The 20,975-nt window shown below is 73.6% G+C and carries 13 protein-coding genes; 7 read left to right on the forward strand and 6 right to left on the reverse strand.

What is annotated here, in order from left to right:
• Position 1: 1 nt before the first annotated feature.
• A complete protein-coding gene (locus IE182_RS01765; protein ID WP_229844503.1) occupies positions 2–1,351 on the reverse strand; it encodes a type I glutamate--ammonia ligase in 1,350 nt (449 codons plus the stop codon).
• A gap of 135 nt (positions 1,352–1,486) precedes the next feature.
• Entirely contained in the window at positions 1,487–2,695 is a 1,209-nt protein-coding gene (locus tag IE182_RS01770; RefSeq protein WP_190107790.1) for a serine hydrolase domain-containing protein, read from the reverse strand.
• Between the two features lie 223 nt (positions 2,696–2,918).
• On the opposite strand from IE182_RS01770, the gene IE182_RS01775 reads away from it, so the two are divergent.
• The 3 genes from IE182_RS01775 (at position 2,919) to IE182_RS01785 (ending at position 4,788) form a co-directional block, all read left to right on the forward strand.
• Positions 2,919–3,290, forward strand: a complete 372-nt coding sequence (locus IE182_RS01775; protein WP_190107791.1) for a hypothetical protein — start codon at positions 2,919–2,921, stop codon at positions 3,288–3,290.
• Between the two features lie 87 nt (positions 3,291–3,377).
• Positions 3,378–3,581 (forward strand): hypothetical protein, encoded by a 204-nt coding sequence (locus tag IE182_RS01780; RefSeq protein ID WP_190107792.1) that lies wholly within the window; start codon positions 3,378–3,380, stop codon positions 3,579–3,581.
• A gap of 205 nt (positions 3,582–3,786) precedes the next feature.
• On the forward strand, positions 3,787–4,788 hold the full coding sequence (locus IE182_RS01785; RefSeq protein WP_190107793.1) for an ABC transporter substrate-binding protein: 1,002 nt from the start codon (positions 3,787–3,789) through the stop codon (positions 4,786–4,788).
• A 78-nt stretch (positions 4,789–4,866) separates the two neighbouring features.
• Here the strand turns inward: IE182_RS01785 and IE182_RS01790 are convergent, their stop codons facing one another.
• Positions 4,867–5,970 carry a M20 family metallopeptidase gene (locus tag IE182_RS01790; RefSeq protein ID WP_373303493.1) on the reverse strand — a complete coding sequence of 368 codons (1,104 nt, stop codon included), beginning with the start codon at positions 5,968–5,970 and terminating at the stop codon, positions 4,867–4,869.
• A 183-nt stretch (positions 5,971–6,153) separates the two neighbouring features.
• Here IE182_RS01790 and IE182_RS01795 point away from each other — a divergent pair, with 183 nt between their 5' ends.
• From IE182_RS01795 to IE182_RS01805, 3 genes are read left to right on the forward strand one after another with little or no spacing between them, the layout of a single operon-like run.
• Positions 6,154–13,365: a non-ribosomal peptide synthetase gene (locus IE182_RS01795; protein WP_190107795.1), complete on the forward strand. Its 7,212-nt coding sequence runs from the start codon at positions 6,154–6,156 to the stop codon at positions 13,363–13,365.
• Positions 13,366–13,368: 3 nt separating this feature from the next.
• A complete protein-coding gene (locus IE182_RS01800) occupies positions 13,369–13,572 on the forward strand; it encodes an MbtH family protein (RefSeq protein ID WP_190107796.1) in 204 nt (67 codons plus the stop codon).
• On the forward strand, positions 13,569–14,993 hold the full coding sequence (locus IE182_RS01805) for a DHA2 family efflux MFS transporter permease subunit (protein WP_268249601.1): 1,425 nt from the start codon (positions 13,569–13,571) through the stop codon (positions 14,991–14,993). The genes IE182_RS01800 and IE182_RS01805 overlap by 4 nt, the downstream gene beginning before the upstream one ends.
• On the opposite strand, the gene fes is transcribed toward IE182_RS01805, so the two are convergent.
• Together fes and fhuB are read right to left on the reverse strand one after the other, a co-directional pair.
• Complete coding sequence (gene fes / locus IE182_RS01810; RefSeq protein WP_190107948.1) at positions 14,979–16,211, reverse strand: enterochelin esterase; 1,233 nt, start codon at positions 16,209–16,211, stop codon at positions 14,979–14,981. The genes IE182_RS01805 and fes overlap by 15 nt on opposite strands.
• Positions 16,212–16,361: 150 nt before the next feature.
• Positions 16,362–18,617 (reverse strand): Fe(3+)-hydroxamate ABC transporter permease FhuB, encoded by a 2,256-nt coding sequence (gene fhuB / locus IE182_RS01815; protein ID WP_190107797.1) that lies wholly within the window; start codon positions 18,615–18,617, stop codon positions 16,362–16,364.
• Positions 18,618–18,738: 121 nt separating this feature from the next.
• Here fhuB and IE182_RS01820 point away from each other — a divergent pair, with 121 nt between their 5' ends.
• Positions 18,739–19,494: an SDR family oxidoreductase gene (locus tag IE182_RS01820; RefSeq protein ID WP_190107798.1), complete on the forward strand. Its 756-nt coding sequence runs from the start codon at positions 18,739–18,741 to the stop codon at positions 19,492–19,494.
• On the opposite strand, the gene IE182_RS01825 is transcribed toward IE182_RS01820, so the two are convergent.
• Positions 19,479–20,810: a helix-turn-helix domain-containing protein gene (locus IE182_RS01825; RefSeq protein WP_190107799.1), complete on the reverse strand. Its 1,332-nt coding sequence runs from the start codon at positions 20,808–20,810 to the stop codon at positions 19,479–19,481. The genes IE182_RS01820 and IE182_RS01825 overlap by 16 nt on opposite strands.
• Positions 20,811–20,975: the final 165 nt, after the last annotated feature.

The raw sequence follows: 20,975 nt of genomic DNA on the forward strand, positions 1-20,975 counted from the left end.
GTCAGTACCGCCGGCGGGTCGCGGCCGCGACGTCCTTCGGCGCGAGGCCCTCGAAGAGCTTCACCTCGCCCGCGCGGACCGCGGCGATCGCCTCGAACAGCGGATCGCCGAGGGCGGTGCGCAGCAGGTCGGAGCGCTCGAAGTGCTCCAGCGCCTCGGCGAGGGAGGTGGGCAGGCGCGGCTGTCCGCCGGTACGGGCCGGGTCGCCGGCCGTCGGCGGCGGCAGGGTCAGCCGCTCGTCGAGCCCCGCCAGCCCGGCGGCGATGACCGCGCCCGTCACCAGGTACGGATTGGCCGCCGCGTCGAAGCACTTGACCTCGGCGTTGGCACCGTCGGTGTCGTCCGGCGCACCGGCGATGAAGCGCAGGGCGGCCTCCCGGGTCTCCAGGCCCCAGCACTGGAAGACACCCGCCCAGCGCGAGGGTTCGAGCCGCAGGTAGCTGGCGGGCGTGGGCGCGCCGAGGGCGAGCAGGGCGGGCAGCTCCCGCAGCACCCCGGCCAGGAACGCCTCGCACTCGGCGGTCATGCCGTACGGGCCGTCGCCGCCGCGGCACAGGTTCCGCTCGTCCCGCCACAGGCTCAGGTGCAGGTGCGCGCCGTTGCCGACGCCGCCCGGCTCCACGACGGGGGCGAAGGAGGCGTCGAGGCCGTTGCGCAGGGACACCGCACGGATCGTCTCGCGGACCAGCACGGACAGATCGGCCGCGCCGACCGGGTCCGACGGGGCGACCGACACTTCGAACTGGCCGGGGGAGTACTCGGGGTGGATCTGCAGCACCTCGATGCGCTGGGCGGTGAGTGCGTCCAGGACGTCGCGCAGGTAGTCCGACAGCTCGATCACCCGCGTCATGCCGTACGCCGGGCCGGAGCAGGCGTAGCGCGGGGGCTCGTGCCCGTTGGCGTGGGTGACGACCCATTCGGTCTCGAACCCCATGCGCAGCCGCAGCCCCCGGGCCGCGGCTGCGTCCGCCATCCGCCGCGCGAACCGGCGCTGGCACGCCGCGTACGGGATGCCCTGCTGCTCGTAACGGTCGACGGGCGCCCAGGCCCAGCCGGGCTGCGCGGCCAGGACCGTCAGCCGCTCCAGGTCGGGGAAGAGCCGAAGATCCCCGTCCGGGCCGCCGATGTGACGGCTGGTGACGCTGGAGTCGTCGACGAGGTACACGTCGAAGCAGGGCGACGCCCCCACGCCCCGGTGGGCGGTGTGCGCGAGCCGGCTCGTGGGGACGGCCTTGACACGGGAGATGCCGGCGTTGTCCACCCAGGTCAGGGCGACGCCACGGATGTCCTGCGCGGTGAGCTGCGCCGCGGCCTGCCGCGCCGCGGACTCTGCCCGCTCCCGTTCCTGCACGGTCCGCTCCTCACCGTCGAAAACCCTCTGGCCCAGGGATTCTGGTCACGTGCGGACCGTCTTACACCTCACGTCCCGGTGGCTCCTTCGGGCACGGCGTGTCGGCGCCCGCCCGCCGGGGTGGCGTCGTGCAGGTCAGCGTAGAGCCGTGAGGGTGGTGAGGGCGCGGTTCGCCGCGGTGCCGGAGGCGGGCTTCGTGCCGCAGTACTCCGCCTCGATCAGTCCGGTGAAGTCCGGTTCCCTCCAGTCGTCGTTGTAGTTGAACGCGGTGGTGTGGCGGCCGTCCGCGTCGGAGGTGGCCAGGGAGGAGGAGCCGTGGATGCCGCCGCCGTGCATCCACACGGTCTTCCCGCAGGAGAGGGTGGCGGCGGAGACGCCGAGGCCGTACCGGCCCCCCTCGTCGCCCATCGGGACGGTGGTCAGCAGTTCCCGTTGCTGCCGTTCGGGAAGGAGCTCGCCGCGGAGCAGTGCGCGGTAGAAGCGGTTGAGGTCGCCGGTGGTGGAGATGATCTCGCCGGCCGCGCCGCCCCAGGAGGGGTTGAGCTCGGTGACGTCGTACACCTTCGGGGCCGGCGTGGTGGCCGAGAGCTTGCTGTACGCCCGTCCGTGCGGGGAGGGCATGCGGGGCGAGGTGCCGGGCAGCGTCGTGGCGCGCAGGCCCGCCTTGCCGATGACGCGCTTTTCGATCTCCGTGGCGTACGGCCGGCCGGTGACCTTCTCGATGATCATTCCGGCGAGGATGTAGTTGGTGTTGGAGTAGTGCCAGCCCTTGCCCGGCTCGAAGTAGGGCCGGTGCTGCACGGCGGTCGCGACGAGTTGCCGGGGCGTGTAGGTGTCGTAGCGGTGTTCGAGGAAGCCCGTGGTGATCCGCTCGACGAAGCCGGGGTCGTCGGTGTAGTTGAAGATTCCGCTGGAGTGGTTGAGCAGCTGGCGGACGGTGATCCGGTTGCCGTCGTGGCCGTTGCCGCGCACCACGCCGGGCAGCCGGCGCTCGACCGTGTCGTCGAGGTCGAGTCTGCCCTCGGCCTCCAGTTGCAGGAGGACGACGGAGACGAACGCCTTGCTGATGCTGCCGATGCGGAAGCGGTCCTGGGGCAGGCGCGGCCGGTGGGTGGTGAGGTCGGCGACGCCGGCGGAACCGTTCCAGGTGCCGTGTTCGTCCTGAACCCGCCCCAGGACGCCCGGCGTCCCGGCCGTCACCTCGGCTTCCATGATGGCCAGGGTGGCGGCGTGCGGGGCGGTGCCCCGTTCCGTTCCGGCCGCTGCCGCGGTCTGTACGGTCGTGGCGGCCAGGGCGGCCGTCACGGCCGCGACCAGGGCCGTCCGTAAGGTGCGTACGGTCATCGTCTCCTGCCTCTCTCGTGGGACGGGAAGCTGTACGTCTGCCAGGACCGCGTCAACCGCCGTGACGTTGAGCGGACTTCGGGAGGGTGCGCGGAATTCAGCCAGTCGTTTCATCGGACAGGAGCGGCGTTCGGGGATCAGTCCGGAAGATCGGTCTATTCGCCCCAATCTCACTCGTTCGACGGAATGCACCCGAGGTAACCGAACAACTACGCTTGGATTTGTGACGATCTGGGGTCGTACGGCAGTGGTGCAGCCCGCGGTGCGGGCTGTTCTCGCCGTGCTGGCCTCGGTGCTGCTCGTGCTTTCCGGCGCGGTGGCCGAGGGGATGGAGAGCGTCTCCGTCCGGGAGGAGATCCCTGCGTCCGCCCCCCTGGCGGACGGCTCCTCCGACGAGTGCACCGCGTGCACGGCCGAGCAGCGGGTTCCACGCCCGGGGAGGGTGGGGCGGCCGACGGGCAGGCGCGCCTGCCCGTCGGCCCTGGCGCCTGCCGCCGGAGCAGCCGGGGGGCTCTCCGGCCGGCAGGCGCCGTCCCGGCCGGGCGGCGTTCTCGCCGCCGACGACCGCGCGCACCATTCCGTCCTGCGCTGCTGACCGGCGCCACGTCCCGTCCTCCGTGCGAGGGCGGGGCGTCGGTGTTTTTCCCGGCATGCCCGCAGGTACGACAGCAGGAGATACGTCATGCGCATCGATCCCGCGCGTGCGCTCGGCGCCTATGTGCGCGCCGAGGCCTACCGCATCCACCGCCCCGACCCCGAGCCCGAGCCCGCGCCCGTCATCGTGGAGGAGCGCCCCGACGCCCCCTTGGCCGAGGAGTCCGCCGACCGGTCCGGCTTCCGCCGGCCCGGCGTGCTGGCCAGGTTGTTGCTCCTCCGTCGCCGGTAGCGCCCCTGGCGGCGCGTCATGTCCGGGATCCGTCGCCCGGGTCCGCCTGCCGGCGGGCCGGCCCGGGCGCGGCCGGACGGAGGCTCCCGGTGGAGTGACTTTTAGGTAAGGCTAACCTAATATTTGTCGCGTCCGGTGTGGGGTGATCCCGCACCGATGGCACCCCCTGTTCTTTTTGAGCCCGTTTCAACGTCCGGAGCCTTCGATGACCTCGCCCGACCGCTTCCTCTCGTCCGCACCGCGCCGTGCGGCCCAGGCTCTCGCCGCCGTGGGCGCGGCCGCCTTGCTGCTGACGGGGTGCGGCGGCGGGTCCGACTCCGGCTCCGACGGGACGAAGGGCGAGTCGAAGTCCGACGGCGGCGGCGGGATGCGCACGGTCAAGGACGCCACCGGAACGGCGGTCAAGGTGCCCGCCCACCCCCAGCGCATCGTGACCCTCACCCAGGAGGACCTCGACGCGGTGCTCGCCCTCGGCGTCAAGCCGGTCGGCATCACCAACGGCCAGGGCCTGAACAAGCCCCCGGCCTACCTTGAGGACAAGGTCAAGGGCATCAACGTCGTCGGCAACCTCCTGCAGCCGGTGATGGACAAGGTCCTCGCCGCCAAGCCCGACCTCATCCTCGCCGGCGACATGCAGGACCAGCAGGTCCTCAAGCAGCTCCGCGAGATCACCCCGGCCACCCTGGTCACCATGGCCCCCACCGACGACTGGAAGCTCTCCTTCCGGGGGGTCGCCAACGCGGTCAACGGCCTGGACAAGGCCAACAAGGTCATCGCCGACTACGAGGCCAAGGCCAAGAAGGCCGGCGAGGAGCTCGGTGAGAACAAGGGCGCCGAGGTCAGCATCGTCCGCTGGAACCCCGACGGGCCCAGCTGGATGGAGAAGAAGCAGTTCGCCTCCGGCGTCGCCCTGGACATGGGGCTGAAGCGGCCCAGGACCCAGGACAAGGACGGCAATGCCCACACCCCGGCGCTGAGCCTGGAGAAGATCAACGAGATCGACGGCGACTGGCTCTTCCTGTCCACCCTCACCTCGGACGGCGAGAAGGCCCTGAAGGACGTCCAGGAGAAGCCGGCGTACAAGGACCTCAACGCGGTGAAGAAGAACCACGCCGTGACGGTCAATGGTTCGGTGTGGTCCACACGGGGTGGCCCGCTGGCCGCTCTGGTCGTCGTCGACGACATCACGAAGGCGTTGAAGAAGTAACGCGGCCGTGGGATGGGGCGGGGGGCTTTCCCCACCCCGCCCTTTCGCCGTTTCCCGGGGCGGAGCCCCGGTCGGCCCCTACGCGCGGCGGGCGGTCGCGAAGTCCGCTGCCGTCCACGCCATCCCCACCGCGCCGTCCACGATGGCCCGCTCCGCCGCCGGTGACACCGCCGCCTCCGCGAATTCCGGCTCGTGCGGCCCGCACGTCCCGCCCGTGATGTCCAGCACCGGGTGGATCGACGGCACCACGTGCGAGACGTTCCCCATGTCCGTGCACGCGAACGCCTCCCGCTCCTGCGGCTCCGGCCGGCCCAGCGCGCGGGCGTTGGCCCGCCACAGGCCGATCAGCTCCGGGTCGGTGCGGAAGTCCAGGTAGTCCGGCTCCGGACGGGTGAGCGTCACCTCGCAGCCCGTGGCCACCGCTCCCGCCCGGAAGCACGCCTCCACCCGCTCGCGCAGCTCCCGCAGGTCCTCGGCGGCCGAGGCGCGGATCTCGTACTCCGCGGTGGCCCGGTCGGGGATGAGGTTCGGCCGCGTGCCCGCGCCGGTGGTCACCCCGTGCACCTTCCACTGCGGGGGCAACTGCTGGCGCAGCAGCCCCAGGGCGACCTGAGCAATCGTCAGGGCGTCGGCGGCGTTGCGGCCCTCGTGCGCATTGAGGCTGGGGTGCGCCGAACGCCCCCGGTACGCGACCGAGAGGGTGCCCAGCGCGAACGAGCGGAACTCGGCGACCTCGAACGGACAGGGGTGCACCATCATCGCGGCGTCCACCCCCTCGAAGGCCCCCGCTTCCAGCAGCAGCGCCTTGCCCGCACCGCTCTCCTCGGCGGGAGTGCCCAGCACGCGGACGGTCAGGCCCAGTTCGTCGGCGTGGGGCGCGAGGGCGAGCGCCGCGCCCACGCCGGCGGCGGCGATCAGATTGTGGCCGCAGGCGTGGCCGAGGCCGGGCAGGGCGTCGTACTCGCAGGCGATGGCCACGGTGACCGGACCCGAACCGGCCGTCGCGCAGAAGGCGGTGTCGAGGCCGTGGACGGGGGCGGTGACGGCGAAGCCGTGTTCCCGCAGGACGCCCGCGCACCATGCGGCGGCCCGGTGCTCGTCGAAGGCGGTCTCGGGGTGCGCGTGAATGCGCCGGCTGAGCGTCAGGAGCTCCTCACGATGGGCTGAAACGCGGTCGCGCATGGCGGATTTGAGGCCGTCGGCCACGGTCATGTCCGGCTCCTGTGTCGGGGTTCTCCTGCTGCCCCCGCCCGGCGGGGACCGCTCTCACAAGCGATCAAAAAATAGCTTAGGCTTACCTAAGCTGAGCCACCGGGGGTCCGGTGTGCGCACGAACGTCTGCCCTCTACCGGGAGTCCCCACGCCATGCGTCACCACCAGGTCGAGACTTCCCCCAGCCACCGCTGGGAGCCAACCCCACCTGCCGAACTGCCGCTCCTCGGCGCACAGTCGGGCATCCTCTACGCCCAGGCCCTCGCCCCGGACAACCCGGTCTACAACACCGGTGACTGCGTGGAGATCAACGGCCCGCTGGACGCGGCGCTCTTCGAGCGCGCCCTGCGGCACACCACGCGGGAGGCCGAGACGCTGGCCCTGCGCGCCACCGCCGGGGACCCGCCGGCCCAGCGCGTCGACGCGGACGGGGAACGGCCGTTGCACCGGCTCGACCTGCGCGCGGCCCCCCACCCCGCCGACGAGGCCGAGGCGTGGATGCGCGCCGACCTCGGCCGGCCCGTGGACCTCACCGAGGGACCGCTGGTGACCCAGGCCCTCATCCGTCTCGCCGACGACCGCCACTGGTGGTACCAGCGCGTCCACCACTTCGCCGTCGACGCCTACGCCCTGACCCTCATCGGGCGTCGTCTCGCCGAGGTCTACACCGCCCTGGCCGCCGGCGCCGAGCCCACCCCGAACCCCTTCGGCACGCTGCGCGAGCTCGTCGACGACGAGGCCGAGTACACCGCCGGCGAACGCCGCGCCGCCGACCGCGACTTCTGGCGCACCCGCCTCGCCGACCGTCCCGAACCCGTCTCCCTCTCCGACCGCCCGGCGGCCCCCGCCGGCTCCGTCCTGCGCCACACGGCCGAACTGCCCGCCGGCTCCCTGACCCGCCTGGAGTCGGCCGCCCGCGCCGCCAAGGCCACCTGGGCCGAACTCCTCATCGCCGCCACCGCCGGCTATCTGCACCGCACGACCGGTGCCCACGACATCGTGCTCGGCCTGCCGCTGATGAACCGCCGCGGCCCCGCCGCCCTGCGCACGCCCGCCATGACGGTCAACGTCATGCCGCTGCGCATCGCCGTGCGGCCCCACGACACCGGCGCCGAACTCCTGCGGCGCGTCGTGCTCGAAGTGCGGGCCGTCCGCCGCCACCAGCGCTACCGCCAGGAGGACCTGCGCCGCGACCTGGGCCTGACCGCCGCCGAAGCGCCGCTGTTCGGACCGATGGTGAACATCAAGGCGTTCGAAGGCGACCTCGACTTCGGCGGACTGCCCGGCGTGGTCCGCAACCTCGCCGCCGGCCCTGTCGACGACCTCGCCGTGGCCGTCACCCCGGCCCCCGACGGCGGCATACGACTCGGCCTGGACGCCAACCCCGCCCGCTACGACGCCGCCGGCCTCGCCGGCCACGAGCACGGCCTGCGCCGCTACCTCGACGGCCTCACCACCCTTCTCCTGGACGACCCGCAGCGCCCCGTCGGCACCATCGACCTGCTGACCGCGGACGAGATCCGCCGGGCCACCGCCGGCCGCAGCGAGCCCGCCGCCGCCAAGACCCTGCCCGAGCTCTTCGCCGAGCAGGCCGCCCGCACCCCGCACGCCGTGGCCGTGCGCAGCGGTGCCACCGCCCTCACCTTCGCCGGACTCGACGCCGCGGCCAACCGCCTGGCCCACGAACTCCGGGCGTCAGGGGTCCGCGCCGGTGACGCCGTCGCGCTCGCCCTGCCCCGCAGCGCGGACACCGTCGTCGCCCTGCTCGCCGTCCTGAAGGCGGGCGGCGTCTGCCAGCCGCTCGACCTCGGCCACCCCGCGCAGCGCATCACCGCCGTCCTGGACGACGCCCGACCCGGCTGCCTCATCGCCACCACGCCCGCGGTCGGCGGCCTGCCGGAGCACGGCATCCCCACCCTGCTCCTCGACGACCCGGCCACCCGCGCCCGCATCGACGCCCGGCCCGGCACGGCTCCCGCCGCCCCGGCACTCCGTCAGGCCGCGTACGTCATCCACACCTCCGGTTCCACCGGCCGCCCCAAGGGCGTCCTGGTCACCCACGCCTCCCTCGCCAACCTCCACGCCGGGCACGGCAGCGACCACATCGCGCCCGCCGTCGAGCGCACCGGCCGCGACCGGCTACGGATCGCCCACAGCGCCTCCTTCGCCTTCGACGCCTCCTGGGACCCCCTGATCTGGATGGTCCACGGTCACGAGCTGCACCTGCTGGACGACGCCGCCTACCGCGACCCCGCCGTCCTCGCCGCCTACGTCGACGAACAGCGCATCGACTACCTCGACGCCACCCCCTCCTACGTCGAGGCCCTGGTGGCCGAGGGTCTCCTCGACCCGGACCGGCACCGCCCCGCCCTCGTCGTCGTCGGCGGCGAGCCCGTGCCCGAGCCGCTGTGGAGACGCCTGGCCGGCACCGAGGGCGTCAGCCCCATCAACCTCTACGGCCCGACCGAGACCACCGTCGACGCCTACTACTGGCTGCCCGGCCCCACCCGGGGCGCCGCCACCGGCCGCCCCGTGCGCGGCTCACGCGCGTACGTCCTCGACACCTCCCTCCGCCCGACCGCCCCCGGCGTCACCGGGGAGCTCTACATCGCCGGCGCCTGCCTGGCCGCCGGCTACCTGGGCCGCCCCGACCTCACCGCCGAGCGCTTCACCGCCGACCCCTTCGGCGCCCTGCACGGCGAGGGCGGCGCCCGGATGTACCGCACCGGCGACCTCGTGCGCCGCCGCCCCGACGGCACCCTGGAGTTCCTCGGCCGCGCCGACGACCAGATCAAGATCCGCGGCTTCCGCATCGAACTCGGCGAGATCCAGACCGCACTGGCCGCACACCCGGACGTCACCCAGGCCGCCGTCATCGCCCGCGACACCGCCACCGGCAAGCGCCTCGCCGCCTACGCCGTGCTCACCGAGGGCGCCACCGCCGCCCCGGGGGACCTGACCGGCCATCTCGCCCGGCGTCTGCCCAGCCACATGGTGCCCTCCGACGTCGTCCTGCTCGACGCGCTGCCCCGCACCGCCAACGACAAGCTCGACGTCAGGGCCCTGCCCGCCCCCCGCCCCGCAGGCGCGACCGGCGGTGCCCACCGGGCCCCCGGCAGCCGGGAGGAGGACAGCATCTGCCTCCTCTTCGCGCAGGTGCTGGACCTGAACACGCCGGTCTCCGCCGACGCGGACTTCTTCGACCTGGGCGGGCACTCCCTGCTCGCCGGCCGGCTCGCGGCGGCGATCCGCGACCGGCTGGACGAGACCGTCACCCTCGCCGACGTCTTCCGCAACCCCACCCCGGCCGCGCTGGCGAAGCTCGTCTCCACCACCCCGGCCTCCGCCGGCGTCGCCGAGCGCCCCGCGCTCGTCCCCATGCCCCGCGAGGAGCGACTGCAGCTCTCCCCGGCACAGAAGCGGCTGTGGTTCATGCACCGCCTCGAAGGCCCCAGCCCCACGTACAACATCCCGCTCCTCCTCACCCTCACCGGCCGCGTCGACCGGGACGCGCTGCGTCTCGCCCTCGGTGACGTCACCGAGCGTCACGAGACACTGCGGACGGTATACCCGGCCACTGACAACGAGCCCTACCAGCGGATACTCAGCCCCGAGCAGGCCCGCCCCGAGCTGCACCTCGCCCCCGCGTCGGCGAGCCTCACCGAAGCCGTGCGCCACTGCTTCGACCTCGCCGCCGAACCCCCGCTGCGGGTCACCCTGTTCACGGACGGCGCCGACCGCCACACCCTGCTGCTCCTGCTCCACCACATCGCCGGCGACGGCGCCTCCACCACCCCGCTCGCCCGGGACCTCGCCACCGCCTACGCGGCTCGCGCCGAGGGCCGCGTGCCCCGCCTCGCCCCGCTCACGGCCCAGTACGCCGACTACACCCTCTGGCAGCGCGACCTCCTCGGCACCCCCGCCGAGCCCGGCGCCTTCACCGGCCCGCAACTGGACCACTGGCGCAAGAACCTGGCCGGCCTGCCCGACCTGCTCGAACTGCCCACCGACCGGCCGCGTCCCGCGGTCGCCTCCTACGCCGGCGACACGGTCCCCTTCCACCTCGACACGGACGCGCACACCGCCCTACGGGCGCTGGCCCGCACCACCGGCACCAGCGTCTTCATGGTCGTCCAGGCTGCCCTCGCGGCCCTCCTCACCCGCTACGGCTGCGGAACCGACGTGCCCATCGGCACCCCCGTGGCGGGGCGCGAGGACGAGGCGACCACCGATCTCGTCGGCTTCTTCGTCAACACCCTCGTCCTGCGCAACGACACCAGCGGCGCGCCGTCCTTCCGCACCCTGCTCGACCGCGTCCGGGCCACCACCCTGGCCGCCTACGAGAACGCCGACCTGCCCTTCGACTGGCTCGTCGAGGACCTCAACCCGCCCCGCTCGCTCGCCCGGCACCCGCTGTTCCAGGTGATGCTCGCCTGGCAGTCGCTGCCCGACGCGGAGTTCGCCATGGCCCCCGGCCTCACCGCCCGCATGGCGGCCGTCCCCTCCGGCACCGCCAAGTTCGACCTCACCCTCAACGTGGGGGAGCGGCCCGGCGGCGGCATCGCGGGCTTCCTCGAATACCGCACCGACCTGTTCGACGCCGCAACGGCGAAACGTCTCTCCACCCACCTGGCCCGGCTGCTCACCGCGGCCGCCGCCGACCCCGACACCCCCGTCGGCCGGCTCCCCCTGCTCGACGCGCACGAGACGCGGCAGGCCCTGGTCGACTGGAACGCCGGCACGAGCGAACCGGCTCCCGCCACCGGCACCCTCGTCGGGCTGTACGAGGACGCCGCCCGCCGCCACCCCGACCGCACGGCCGTGACCTGTGAGGGAGCCTCCCTCACCTACGCCGAGCTGTCCGCCCGCGCCAACCGCCTGGCCCGGCTGCTCGCCGGGCGCGGCATCGGTCCTGGCGCCATCGTCGCGCTCGCCCTGCCCCGCTCCCTCGACCTCGTCACCGGCCTGCTGGCCGTCGCCAAGTCCGGCGCCGCTTACCTGCCGATGGACCCGGACTACCCGGCCGACCGGCTCGCCTACATGCTCGCCGACGCCACCCCGGCGGCCGTCGTCACCGACACCGCCACCGCCGGCCGCATCCCGCCGCACGACCTGCCCGTCGTCCTCGTCGACGGCACCGACGCCGACGCGCACGCGCCCACGGACCTCACCGACGGCGACCGCACGCGGCCCCAGCGCCCCGGCGACGTCGCGTACGTCATCTACACCTCGGGCTCCACCGGCCGCCCCAAGGGCGTCCCCGTCACCCACCACAACGTCGCCCGCCTCTTCTCCGCCACCGACCACTGGTTCGGCTTCGACGAGAACGACGTGTGGACCCTCTTCCATTCCTACGCCTTCGACTTCTCGGTGTGGGAGATGTGGGGCGCCCTCCTGCACGGCGGCCGGCTCGTCGTCGTCCCGCACGTGGTCAGCCGCGATCCGGCGGCGTTCCTGCGCCTGCTGGAAGAGGAACGCGTGACCGTCCTCAACCAGACACCGTCCGCGTTCTACCAGCTCATGGCCGCCGACAAGGACCGGCCCGGCAGCGACCTCGCCCTGCGCTACGTCGTCTTCGGCGGCGAGGCCCTGGAGCTCGGGCGCCTCGACGACTGGTACGGGCGCCACGCCGACCAGGCACCCACGCTCGTCAACATGTACGGCATCACCGAGACCACCGTCCACGTCTCGTACATGGCCCTCGACCGCGCGAGCGCCGCCGCCGGCACCTCCAGCATCATCGGCGTCAACATCCCCGACCTGCGCGTCTACGTCCTCGACGAGCACCTGACGCCCGTACCGCCCGGCGTCACCGGCGAGATGTACGTCGCGGGCGAGGGCCTGGCCCGCGGCTACCTCGGCCGGCACGCCCTGACGGCGGAACGATTTGTCGCCGACCCCTTCGCGCACCTCTTCGGCGAGCGCGGCAGCCGGATGTACCGCTCCGGCGACCTCGCCCGCCGCCGCCCGGACGGCACCCTCGAATACTTCGGACGCGCCGACCACCAGGTGAAGATCCGTGGCTTCCGCATCGAGCTCGGCGAGATCGAGGCCGTCCTCGCCGGCCACCCCGACGTCGCCGACGCGGCCGTCGTCGTCCGCGAGGACAGCCCCGGCGACAAGCGCCTCGTCGCCTACGCCGTCCCGGCGCACGAGACCACCCCGGCCCTGCTGCGCGAGCACACCGGCACCGAACTGCCCGGCCACATGGTCCCGTCGGCCGTCGTCCTCCTGGACCGGCTGCCGCTGACCGCCAACGGCAAGCTCGACCGCACGGCCCTGCCCGCCCCCGACCTCGCCGCCGCCGTCACCGGCGGACGCGCCCCGCGCGGCCCCCGCGAGGAACAGCTCTGCGCGATCTTCGCCGACGTCCTGGGACTGCCCCGGGTCGGCGTCGACGACAACTTCTTCGACCTCGGCGGCCACTCCCTGCTCGCCGTGCGCCTCGCCGGCCGCGTCAAGGAGGTGCTCGGCGCCGACGTCGGCATCGGCACCGTCTTCCAGGCACCGACCGTGGCCGCCCTCCACGACGCCCTCGACGCGGCGGAAGGCACCGACGCCCTGGACGTCCTGCTGCCGCTGCGCCCCGCGAAGGACGGGGACAAGGCGCCGCTGTACTGCGTCCACCCCGCCGGCGGCCTCAGCTGGTGCTACGCCGGGCTCATCCGCCACCTGCCCGCCGACGTACCGATCTACGGCCTCCAGGCCCAGGGCGTCGGCCCGGCGGCCGCCGCCGAACCCCTTCCGCGCACCCTGGAGGAACTGGCCGCGCACTACGTCGACCGGCTGCGCGAGGTCCAGCCGGACGGCCCGTACCGCCTGATGGGCTGGTCCACCGGCGGCATCATCGCCCAGGCCATGGCCACCCGCCTGCAGGACCTCGGCGCCGAGGTCGAACTGCTCGCCATCCTCGACGCCTACCCGGCCGAGGGCTTCCGCGAGCTGCCCGTACCCGACCAGGCCGAGGCTCTCGAAGCCCTGCTCGCCATGGGCGGCCACGGGCCGGAGAGCCTGGCGGGCAAGCCCTTCGAGCTCGCCCACGTCACGGAGGTGCTGCGCCGCGAGGGCTCCCCGCTGGCCAGTCTCGACGACGCCACCATCGAGGCCCTCAACCGCACCTACCTCAACACCAACTTCCTGGTGCGCGAGTTCGACCACCGCGTCCACAAGGGCGACGTGCTCTTCTTCCGCGCCACCGTCGACACCATCGACGACACCCTCACCCCCGACACCTGGACCCCCTACGTGACCGGGCGCATCGACAGCACGGACGTCGCCTGCTCGCACAAGGACATGACCCTGCCCGAACCGATCGCGCACATCGCGAGCGTGATCGCCGACCGTCTGCAGAACCTGGAGCACTGACCCATGAGCGACGCACCCGCCAACCCCTTCGACGGCGACGGAGACTTCCTCGTCCTCGTCAACTCCGAGGGACAGCACAGCCTCTGGCCGGGCTTCGCCGCCGTTCCCGAGGGCTGGAACACCGCGCACGGCCCGTGCGCCCGCCAGGACGCCCTCGACTGGATCAGCGAGAACTGGACCGACCTCACCCCGGCCTCCGCCCGGTGAGAGGCATCCCCACGCGCATCGCCGTCGTGATCGTCTACACGGCGGCCATGTGCATGAACGGGCTCGACTCCACCATCGTCAACCCGGCGCTGCTCACCATCGCCCGGGACTTCGGCGAACCGGTGTCGGCCGCCAACACCGTCGAGGTCGCCTTCCTCGTCGCCCTCGCCGTCGCCCTGCCCGTCGCGGGCTGGCTCGGCGACCGCTTCGGCACGAAGAAGGTCTTCCTCGGCGCACTGGCCGTCTTCACCGCCGCGTCCGCCGCCTGCGGGCTCGCCCAGGACCTGCCGGCGCTGGTCCTCGCGCGCGTCGTGCAGGGCATCGCGGGCGGACTGCTCACGCCCGTCGGCATGGCCCTGCTCTTCCGCACCTTCGCGCCGCACGAGCGGGTGAAGCTGTCCAAAGTGCTCATCGTGCCGACGGCGCTGATGCCCGCCCTGGGGCCACCGCTCGGCGGTTTCCTGACCGAGCACCTCTCCTGGCACTGGCTGTTCTTCGTCAACGTGCCGATCGGCACGGCGGCCGTCCTGCTCGGCCTCTTCGGCGTCCGCGAACAGGTCGAGGGCACCGACGGCCCCTTCGACGCCACGGGCTTCGTGCTCGCCACCCCCGCGCTCGGGCTGCTCACCTACGCGCTGGGCTTCGGCCCCGCGCACGGCTGGACGTCACCGGCCGTCGCGGTGAGCGGCCTGCTCGGCCTCGTCCTCCTCGGCGCGGCCGTGCTCCACCTGCTGCGGGCCGGATCGCCGTTGCTGGAGCTGACACTGCTCCGCGACCGGGCCTTCGCCTCGGCGACCGTCCTCGCCTTCCTCACCTCCGCCGGCCTGATGGGCGTCCTCTTCGCGTTCCCCCTGCTCCACCAGGCGGCCCTCGGGGCCTCCGCCATGGACGCGGGGCTCAGCGTCTTCCCGGAGGCGGTCGGTCTGATGCTCGCCTCACAGGCCGTCGACCGGCTGCTGCCGAAGCTGGGCCCGCGCCTGCTCGCCGCGCCCGCGCTGGTCCTGGCCACCGCGGTCTTCGCGACGCTCGCCGTGCCCGGCGTCGCCGAGAACGCCTGGGCGGTACGGGCACTGATGTTCTGCATCGGCCTGGTGCTCGGCACGGCCGTGCTCACCGTCCAGATCGCCGGCTTCGCGGACGTGCCGCCGCCGGCCATGGGCCAGGCCATGGGCCTGTTCACCATCGTGCGCACCCTGGGCGGCGCGCTCGGCATCGCCGCGGTCGCCGCGGTCATCGCGGCGGCGGGGGAGTCCGGCCCGCACGGTGCCGCCGCCCCGGGCCCGTACCGGGCGGCCATCCTCACCACGGCGGGCCTCGTGGCCCTCGGCACGCTCTGGGCGCTCCACCTGCCGCGGGAGGCCCCCGCCCCGCCGCCCTTCGACGACGAGCCGGAGGCCCGTCAGGAGTCAGCCGCGCTCTGACAGCAGTCCGACGAGTCCGACGGCGAGCCCGCCGCGCCAGCAGGCGTAGTCGTGGCCGCCGTTGAACTCGTCGTAGGCCACCTCGTATCCGCGGGCTTCGAGCACGTTGCGCAGGTGCCTGTTCTGCGGGAGCAGCATCCACTCCTGCAGGCCCACCTCCAGGTGGAAGCGGACCGGCAGCTTCTCGTGCGTCGCGAACTGCCGGGTCAGCCACTCGCTGCCGCCGTCGAACTCCGTCCCGTCCGGCCACCAGAAGGAGCCCGACTGGGACAGCGCGTTCCCGAACCGCTCCGGCCTGCGGAAGGCGGCGAAGGCCGCCGTCAGGCCGCCCGCGCTCTGGCCCGCCACGACCGTGCGCGCCGGGTCGTCCGTCGTGCCGTACGCGCGGGACGCCCAGGGGAGCAGCACGTCGGCCAGCCAGTCGACGAACTCCTCGCTGCAGCTGAGGTCGGCCATGCGGCGGTCCCGGCCCATGGTCTCCACCATGAGGGTCACGGTCGGCGGTATGCGGCCGTCGGCGTGGAGATTGTCCAGCGTGGCGCCGAAGTCCAGCACCGGGCCCCACATCTCGCCGTCCAGCAGGACGGCGACGGCGTACGGGCCGGTGCCGGCGCGGTGGCCGGCGGGCACGTGGACGGTCACGCGGCGTCCGTCGACCTCCGCCGCGATGTGCGTGCCGCGCGGTACGGGTACGCAGTGCCGCGGGGCGGCGAAGTCCTGGGCCGGTGCGTCGGGCAGCTCCATCACGGAGGAGGGGTTGCGCCCGTCGCGGGAGGGCAGCACCGGGCCCGCGGCGAGCGGGTCGGGCAGGGCGGTGTCCAGGACGCGCAGCCAGCTGTGGCGGTCCGTGCGCAGGGCGTCTTCGCGGGAGCCGCGGTGGACGGAGAACTGGTACGACGCGCGGTGGTCGGCCCGCAGCCGGTGGCCGATGGCCCAGACGTCCGTGCCGGGCACCTTGTGCATGAGGTGCGGGGTGAGGTCGTGGGCGTGGCGGTCCTTGTCGGTGACGGTGTGGAGGAGGGCCAGGACGGCGTCCGCCGGGGCGGCGGGGTCGTCGCGCCACAGGAAGGTGACGAGGCGCCAGGCGTCGTTCTCTTCGGGGTCGGGCTCGACGAGGGGGGTGCCGGTGGTGGCGGTGCGCCGCCAGAAGTCGTCCAGCGCGCCGGGCGCTTCGGCCCGCACCGCTGCGGCGAGGTTCTGGAGGATCGGGCTGTGCAGCTCCACTGGTTTCCTTTCGGTGGCGCGCGCGGTGTCCTCAATCGCCGGACGGGCTGGATTTTCCAGCCCGTCCGGCGATTGAGGACCGGGGTCCGGGGCAGAGCCCCGGTTTCGGGAAGGGGCGGGTAGGGGGGAGAACCGCCGGAGGCGTCACACCCGCGCCGCCGTCGACCGCCCCAGCAGCACCCACAGCAGGAACGGACCGCCCAGTACGGTCGTCACGATCCCCACCGGCACCTCCACCCCGTCGAACACGATCCGCCCGACCGTGTCGGCGAGGACGATCAGCACGGCCCCCGTCAGCATCGACCCCACCACCGGCACCCGCAGCGGTCCCGCCAGCCGTCCCGCGACGACCGGCGAGGCCAGCGCCACGAAGCCCACCGGCCCGCAGATGCCCACGGCCAGCCCCGCCAGCCCCACCGCGAGCAGCAGGCACACCAGCCGCACCCGCCCGGGTGCGACGCCCAGCGAGGACGCCGTGGAGTCGTCGAAGCGCAGCACGTTGAGCTGCCGGGCGACGACGAGGGCGAGCGGCACGAGGACCGCCAGGCCGAGGAGGACGGGGACGCCCACGGAGTAGCCGCGCCCGTTGAGGCTGCCGGAGGTCCACACGTACAGGGAGCTCGCCGAGTTGAGGGAGCGGCGGGAGAGCACGACCTGGGTGACGGCCGAGGCGAGCGCCGACATGGCGAGCCCGACGACGAGCACCCGGTAGCCGCGCTGCCCGAGGCCGCCGGAGACGGTGGTGACGACGAGGACGGCCGCGAGCGCCCCGGCCGGGCCCGCCCACCAGGCGCCGAAGGTGCCGGTGAGCGTCGTCGAGATCAGCACGGCGGCCGTCGCACCGTCGTTGACGCCCAGCAGTTCGGGCGTGGCCAGACGGTTGCGGGCGAGGGTCTGGGTGAGGCAGCCGGCGAGGCCGAGGGCGGCGCCGGCGGTGAGGCCGGCGACGATCCGGCCGAGCCGGAACTTCTGCACGAGCAGGACGTCGAAGCGGTCGCCGGAGCCGAGGACGGCGTGGAAGGTGCGGTTCAGGCTCATCTCGCTCTGCCCGGCGTACGCGGAGAGCACGACGGCGGCCACGAGCAGCGCGGCCAGGGCGAGTGCGGCGAGCGTGGCCCGGCGCGGCAGCAGCACCGACAGGGTGCGGTGCCGCAGGACCAGACTCTCTCGACGCTCCGGGCGCCCGGCCGGCCCGTTCCCCTCAGCCGGCCCGTTCCCGTCGGCCTGCGCTGCCCCGCCGGTCCGCCTCGTCCACGCCGCCGGCAGCCGGACACCGAACCGTCGGCCCGCCCCGGCGCTCTCCTCCGTGGCCGGGTCCGTCATGCCCATCGCGCCCAGTCGCCTGGAGCGGACGATGGCGATGAGGACGGGAGCGCCGATGAGGGCGATGATGACGGAGACCGGTGCCTCGAAGGGCCGCGAGACGACGCGGGCCAGGACATCGGCGCCGGTGAGGACGCCCGCGCCGATGAGCCCGGCGAGGGCGATCTGTGCGGTGAGCCGGGGGCCGGTGACGGCCCGGGCGAGGAAGCCCGCGAGCAGGCCCAGGAAGGAGACGGGGCCGACGAGGGCGACGGAGGAGGCGGTGAGCAGGGTGACGGCCACCGCGACGACGGTGCGGATGGTGGCGGGGCGGTGGCCCAGGCCCCGGGCGAGGTCGTCGCCGAGTGCCAGCGCGGACAGCGGGCGGGCGACGAGCAGGGCCACGACGAAGCCGGCGGCGAGCACGGGCAGCAGGCCGGTGAGCTTGTCGTAGCCCTCGACCCCGGCGAGGGAGCCGAGGACCCAGGAGCGGAAGCGGTCGTAGGTCTCGGCGGAGTTGACGACGATGACGCTGGTGATGCCGCCGAAGGTGGCGCCCAGCGCGGAGCCCGCCAGGACCAGCCGCATCGGTGAACCCCCGCCCCGGCGGCCGGCGATGAGCAGGACGAGCGCGCTGGCGACCACGGCGCCGCCGAAGGCCCACAGCAGGTGGCCGAAACCGCTGCTCACCCCGAGGAAGGCGATGCCGGTGACGACGCCGAGCGAGGCGCCCGCGTTGACGCCGAGCAGACCCGTCTCGGCGAGGGGGTTGCGGGTGACGGCCTGCAGCAGGCTGCCGGAGGTGCCGAGGGCGGCGCCGACGAGCAGCGCAGTGAGGGTGCGCGGGATGCGCAGGTCCCCGACGACCAGGGACAGCCGGGAGTCGTCGCGTGCGCCGTTGCGGCCGAGGACGTAGTCCAGGACGTCGCCGGGGCCGACTTCGCCCGCACCGATGGACAGGGAGAGGGCGGCGAGCACGAGGACGGCGGCCAGCAGGGAGGCCGCGGCCGCGGGCAGGGCCCGGCGCCCCTGCGACGGTCTCGGAACGGCCTGGTCGTCGACGGTTTCCGCCGCGGTGTCCACGTGCGACAAAGTCATAAGGTAAGGCTAGCCTAACGAAGCATGACGGCCTGAAGGTCTCCAGGGCATCGGCGTGCGAAGGCGGACATACGCAAATAAAGTGAGCGTGGCTCAGCAGTCGTCCGCCGAGGAGAGACGCATGCCCACCCGAACGCTCAAGGACAAGGTCGTGGTCATCGGTGGCGCGTCGAGGAACCTCGGCAGTCTCATCGCGCGCGAGGTCGCGGCGGACGGCGCCAAGGTCGTCGTCCACTACAACAGCCCCTCCTCGAAGGAGGGGGCCGAGCAGACCGCCGACGCGGTCCGGGCCGCGGGCGGCGAAGCGGTGATCCACGAGGCGGACCTGACGAAGGTCGCCGAGGTGGAGGGGCTCTTCGAGGTCGCCGAGGGCGCGTTCGACAGGGTCGACTGCGTGGTGAACACGGCCGGCATGGTGATCAAGAAGCCGATGGCCGAGGTCACCGAGGAGGAGTACGACCGCATGTTCGCCGTCAACTCCAAGGCGGCGTACTTCATGATGCAGCAGGGGGCCCGGCGCGTGCAGGACGGCGGCAAGATCATCACCATCGTGACCTCGCTGCTCGCCGCCTACACCGGCCTGTACTCCGTCTACGCGGGCAGCAAGGCCCCGGTCGAGCACTTCACCCGCGCCCTGTCCAAGGAACTGTTCGGCCGCAACATCTCGGTCAACAACATCGCGCCGGGGCCCATGGACACCGGCTTCTTCTACCCGGCCGAGACCGACGACTCCATCGCGTACCACAAGTCCTCGGCGATGAACGGCGAGCTCACCAAGATCGAGGACATCGTGCCGTACGTGAAGTTCCTGCTCACCGACGGATGGTGGCTCAACGGACAGACCCTCTTCATCAACGGCGGCTACACCACCCGCTGAACGGGCCCGGTGCCGGCGGGCTCCGCGGCCCCGGTGGCGAAGAGGTGCACCACCGGCGGGATGACGCAGTACGGATCCCCGGGCCGGGGCCCCTCCAGCACCTCCACGAGGTGCCCGTCGATGAGGTCGCCGACGATCCGGTGCGCACGGGCCACGCTGCAGCCGAGCGTCACGGCCGCGCTGCGCGGGCTGAAGCCCGGCGTCCGTTCCGCCGCGAGCCGCCGCAGTGCCGCGCGCGTCTGCTCGTCCAGCACGCCGAACGCCGCCGCCATGGCGGCGCCCACCGTCAGGTCGCCCGAACGGAGCTCCCGCAGCCGGGTGCGCGGATCGTGCAGCACCTCGTCGACGAGGGTGCGCATCGTCCAGTGCGGACGGGCCAGCAGCCGGCAGCCGACGATCCGCAGGGCCAGCGGCAGATGGCCGCACCACCGGGCGACCCGGGCCGCGTCGGCCCGCTCCGCGCGGATCCGCTCCTCCCCGAGCATCCTGGCCAGGAAGGCCAGAGACTCCTCCGGGCCGAAGACGGGGACCTCGATGCACTCGGCGCCCGCCAGCGCGGAGAGCCGGCGGCGGCAGGTCGCGATCACCGCGGACTCGCCGACCGCCGGACGCGCACAGCGGATCTGCCCCTCCGAGACGGCGTCGTCGAGGACGATGAGCACCCGCTTGCGCGCCAGCACGGCGCGCAGCCGGGCGCTGGCCTCCTCCAGGGAACCGCCGCCGGCGTCCGGCGCCGCCCCCAGCGACTGCAGGAGCCTGCGGACGACGTCGTCGGGCCGGTGCACCGGGCGGCCCGCCGGTGCCAGCTCGACGAAGAACTGACCGTCCGGGAAACGCGAGCGCGACAGGTGCGCGGCGTGCACCGCCAGGGCCGTCTTGCCCGCTCCGGGGTGTCCCCCGATCAGGGTCAGCCCGTGCCCGGACGGCGCCGTCCCCGCGGCGCGCCGGCCGACCGCGGCCAGCGCGGCGGCCAGCCGTCGCACGGCGTGCTCGCGCGCGGTGAAGTCGGGGATGTCCGGGGGCAGTTCGCAGGCGGGCGCGCCATCGCCCGGCACGCCGGGCTCCGGCGTGAGCCCGGCGGCCCTGGCCGCTTCCACGAGCCCCCGGGCGGCGGCGCCCCCGCCCCCCGCGAGCGCCCCCGCAAGCAGCTCCACGGACCTGCGCTGCGGCCGCCCCGTCCGCCCGCGCTCCATGTCGCTGATGGCGCGCACACTCAGCCCCGACGCGGCCGCCAGCTCCGTCTGGGTCAGCCCGGCCGCGAGCCGGCTGCGGCGCAGCAGCGGGCCGAACGGCGGCAGCGGGTCCCCGTCAACCACCCTGCTTTCCCCCCTGGGTAGACGGTTTCCCCCAGGTTAGGACCGCTGCTCCTGCCGTCAAGATGCCCCTACCGCGCCCTTGTTGTGCTTCTGCTGTACTTCACGGCGATTGCTGGCGCTCGGTGTGCTCCGCCCCGAAAAGCGAGCGGCAGCCGGCCGGTGGTT

It is taken from the genome of Streptomyces cinnamoneus (assembly GCF_014650495.1).
GTDB lineage: Bacteria > Actinomycetota > Actinomycetes > Streptomycetales > Streptomycetaceae > Streptomyces > Streptomyces cinnamoneus.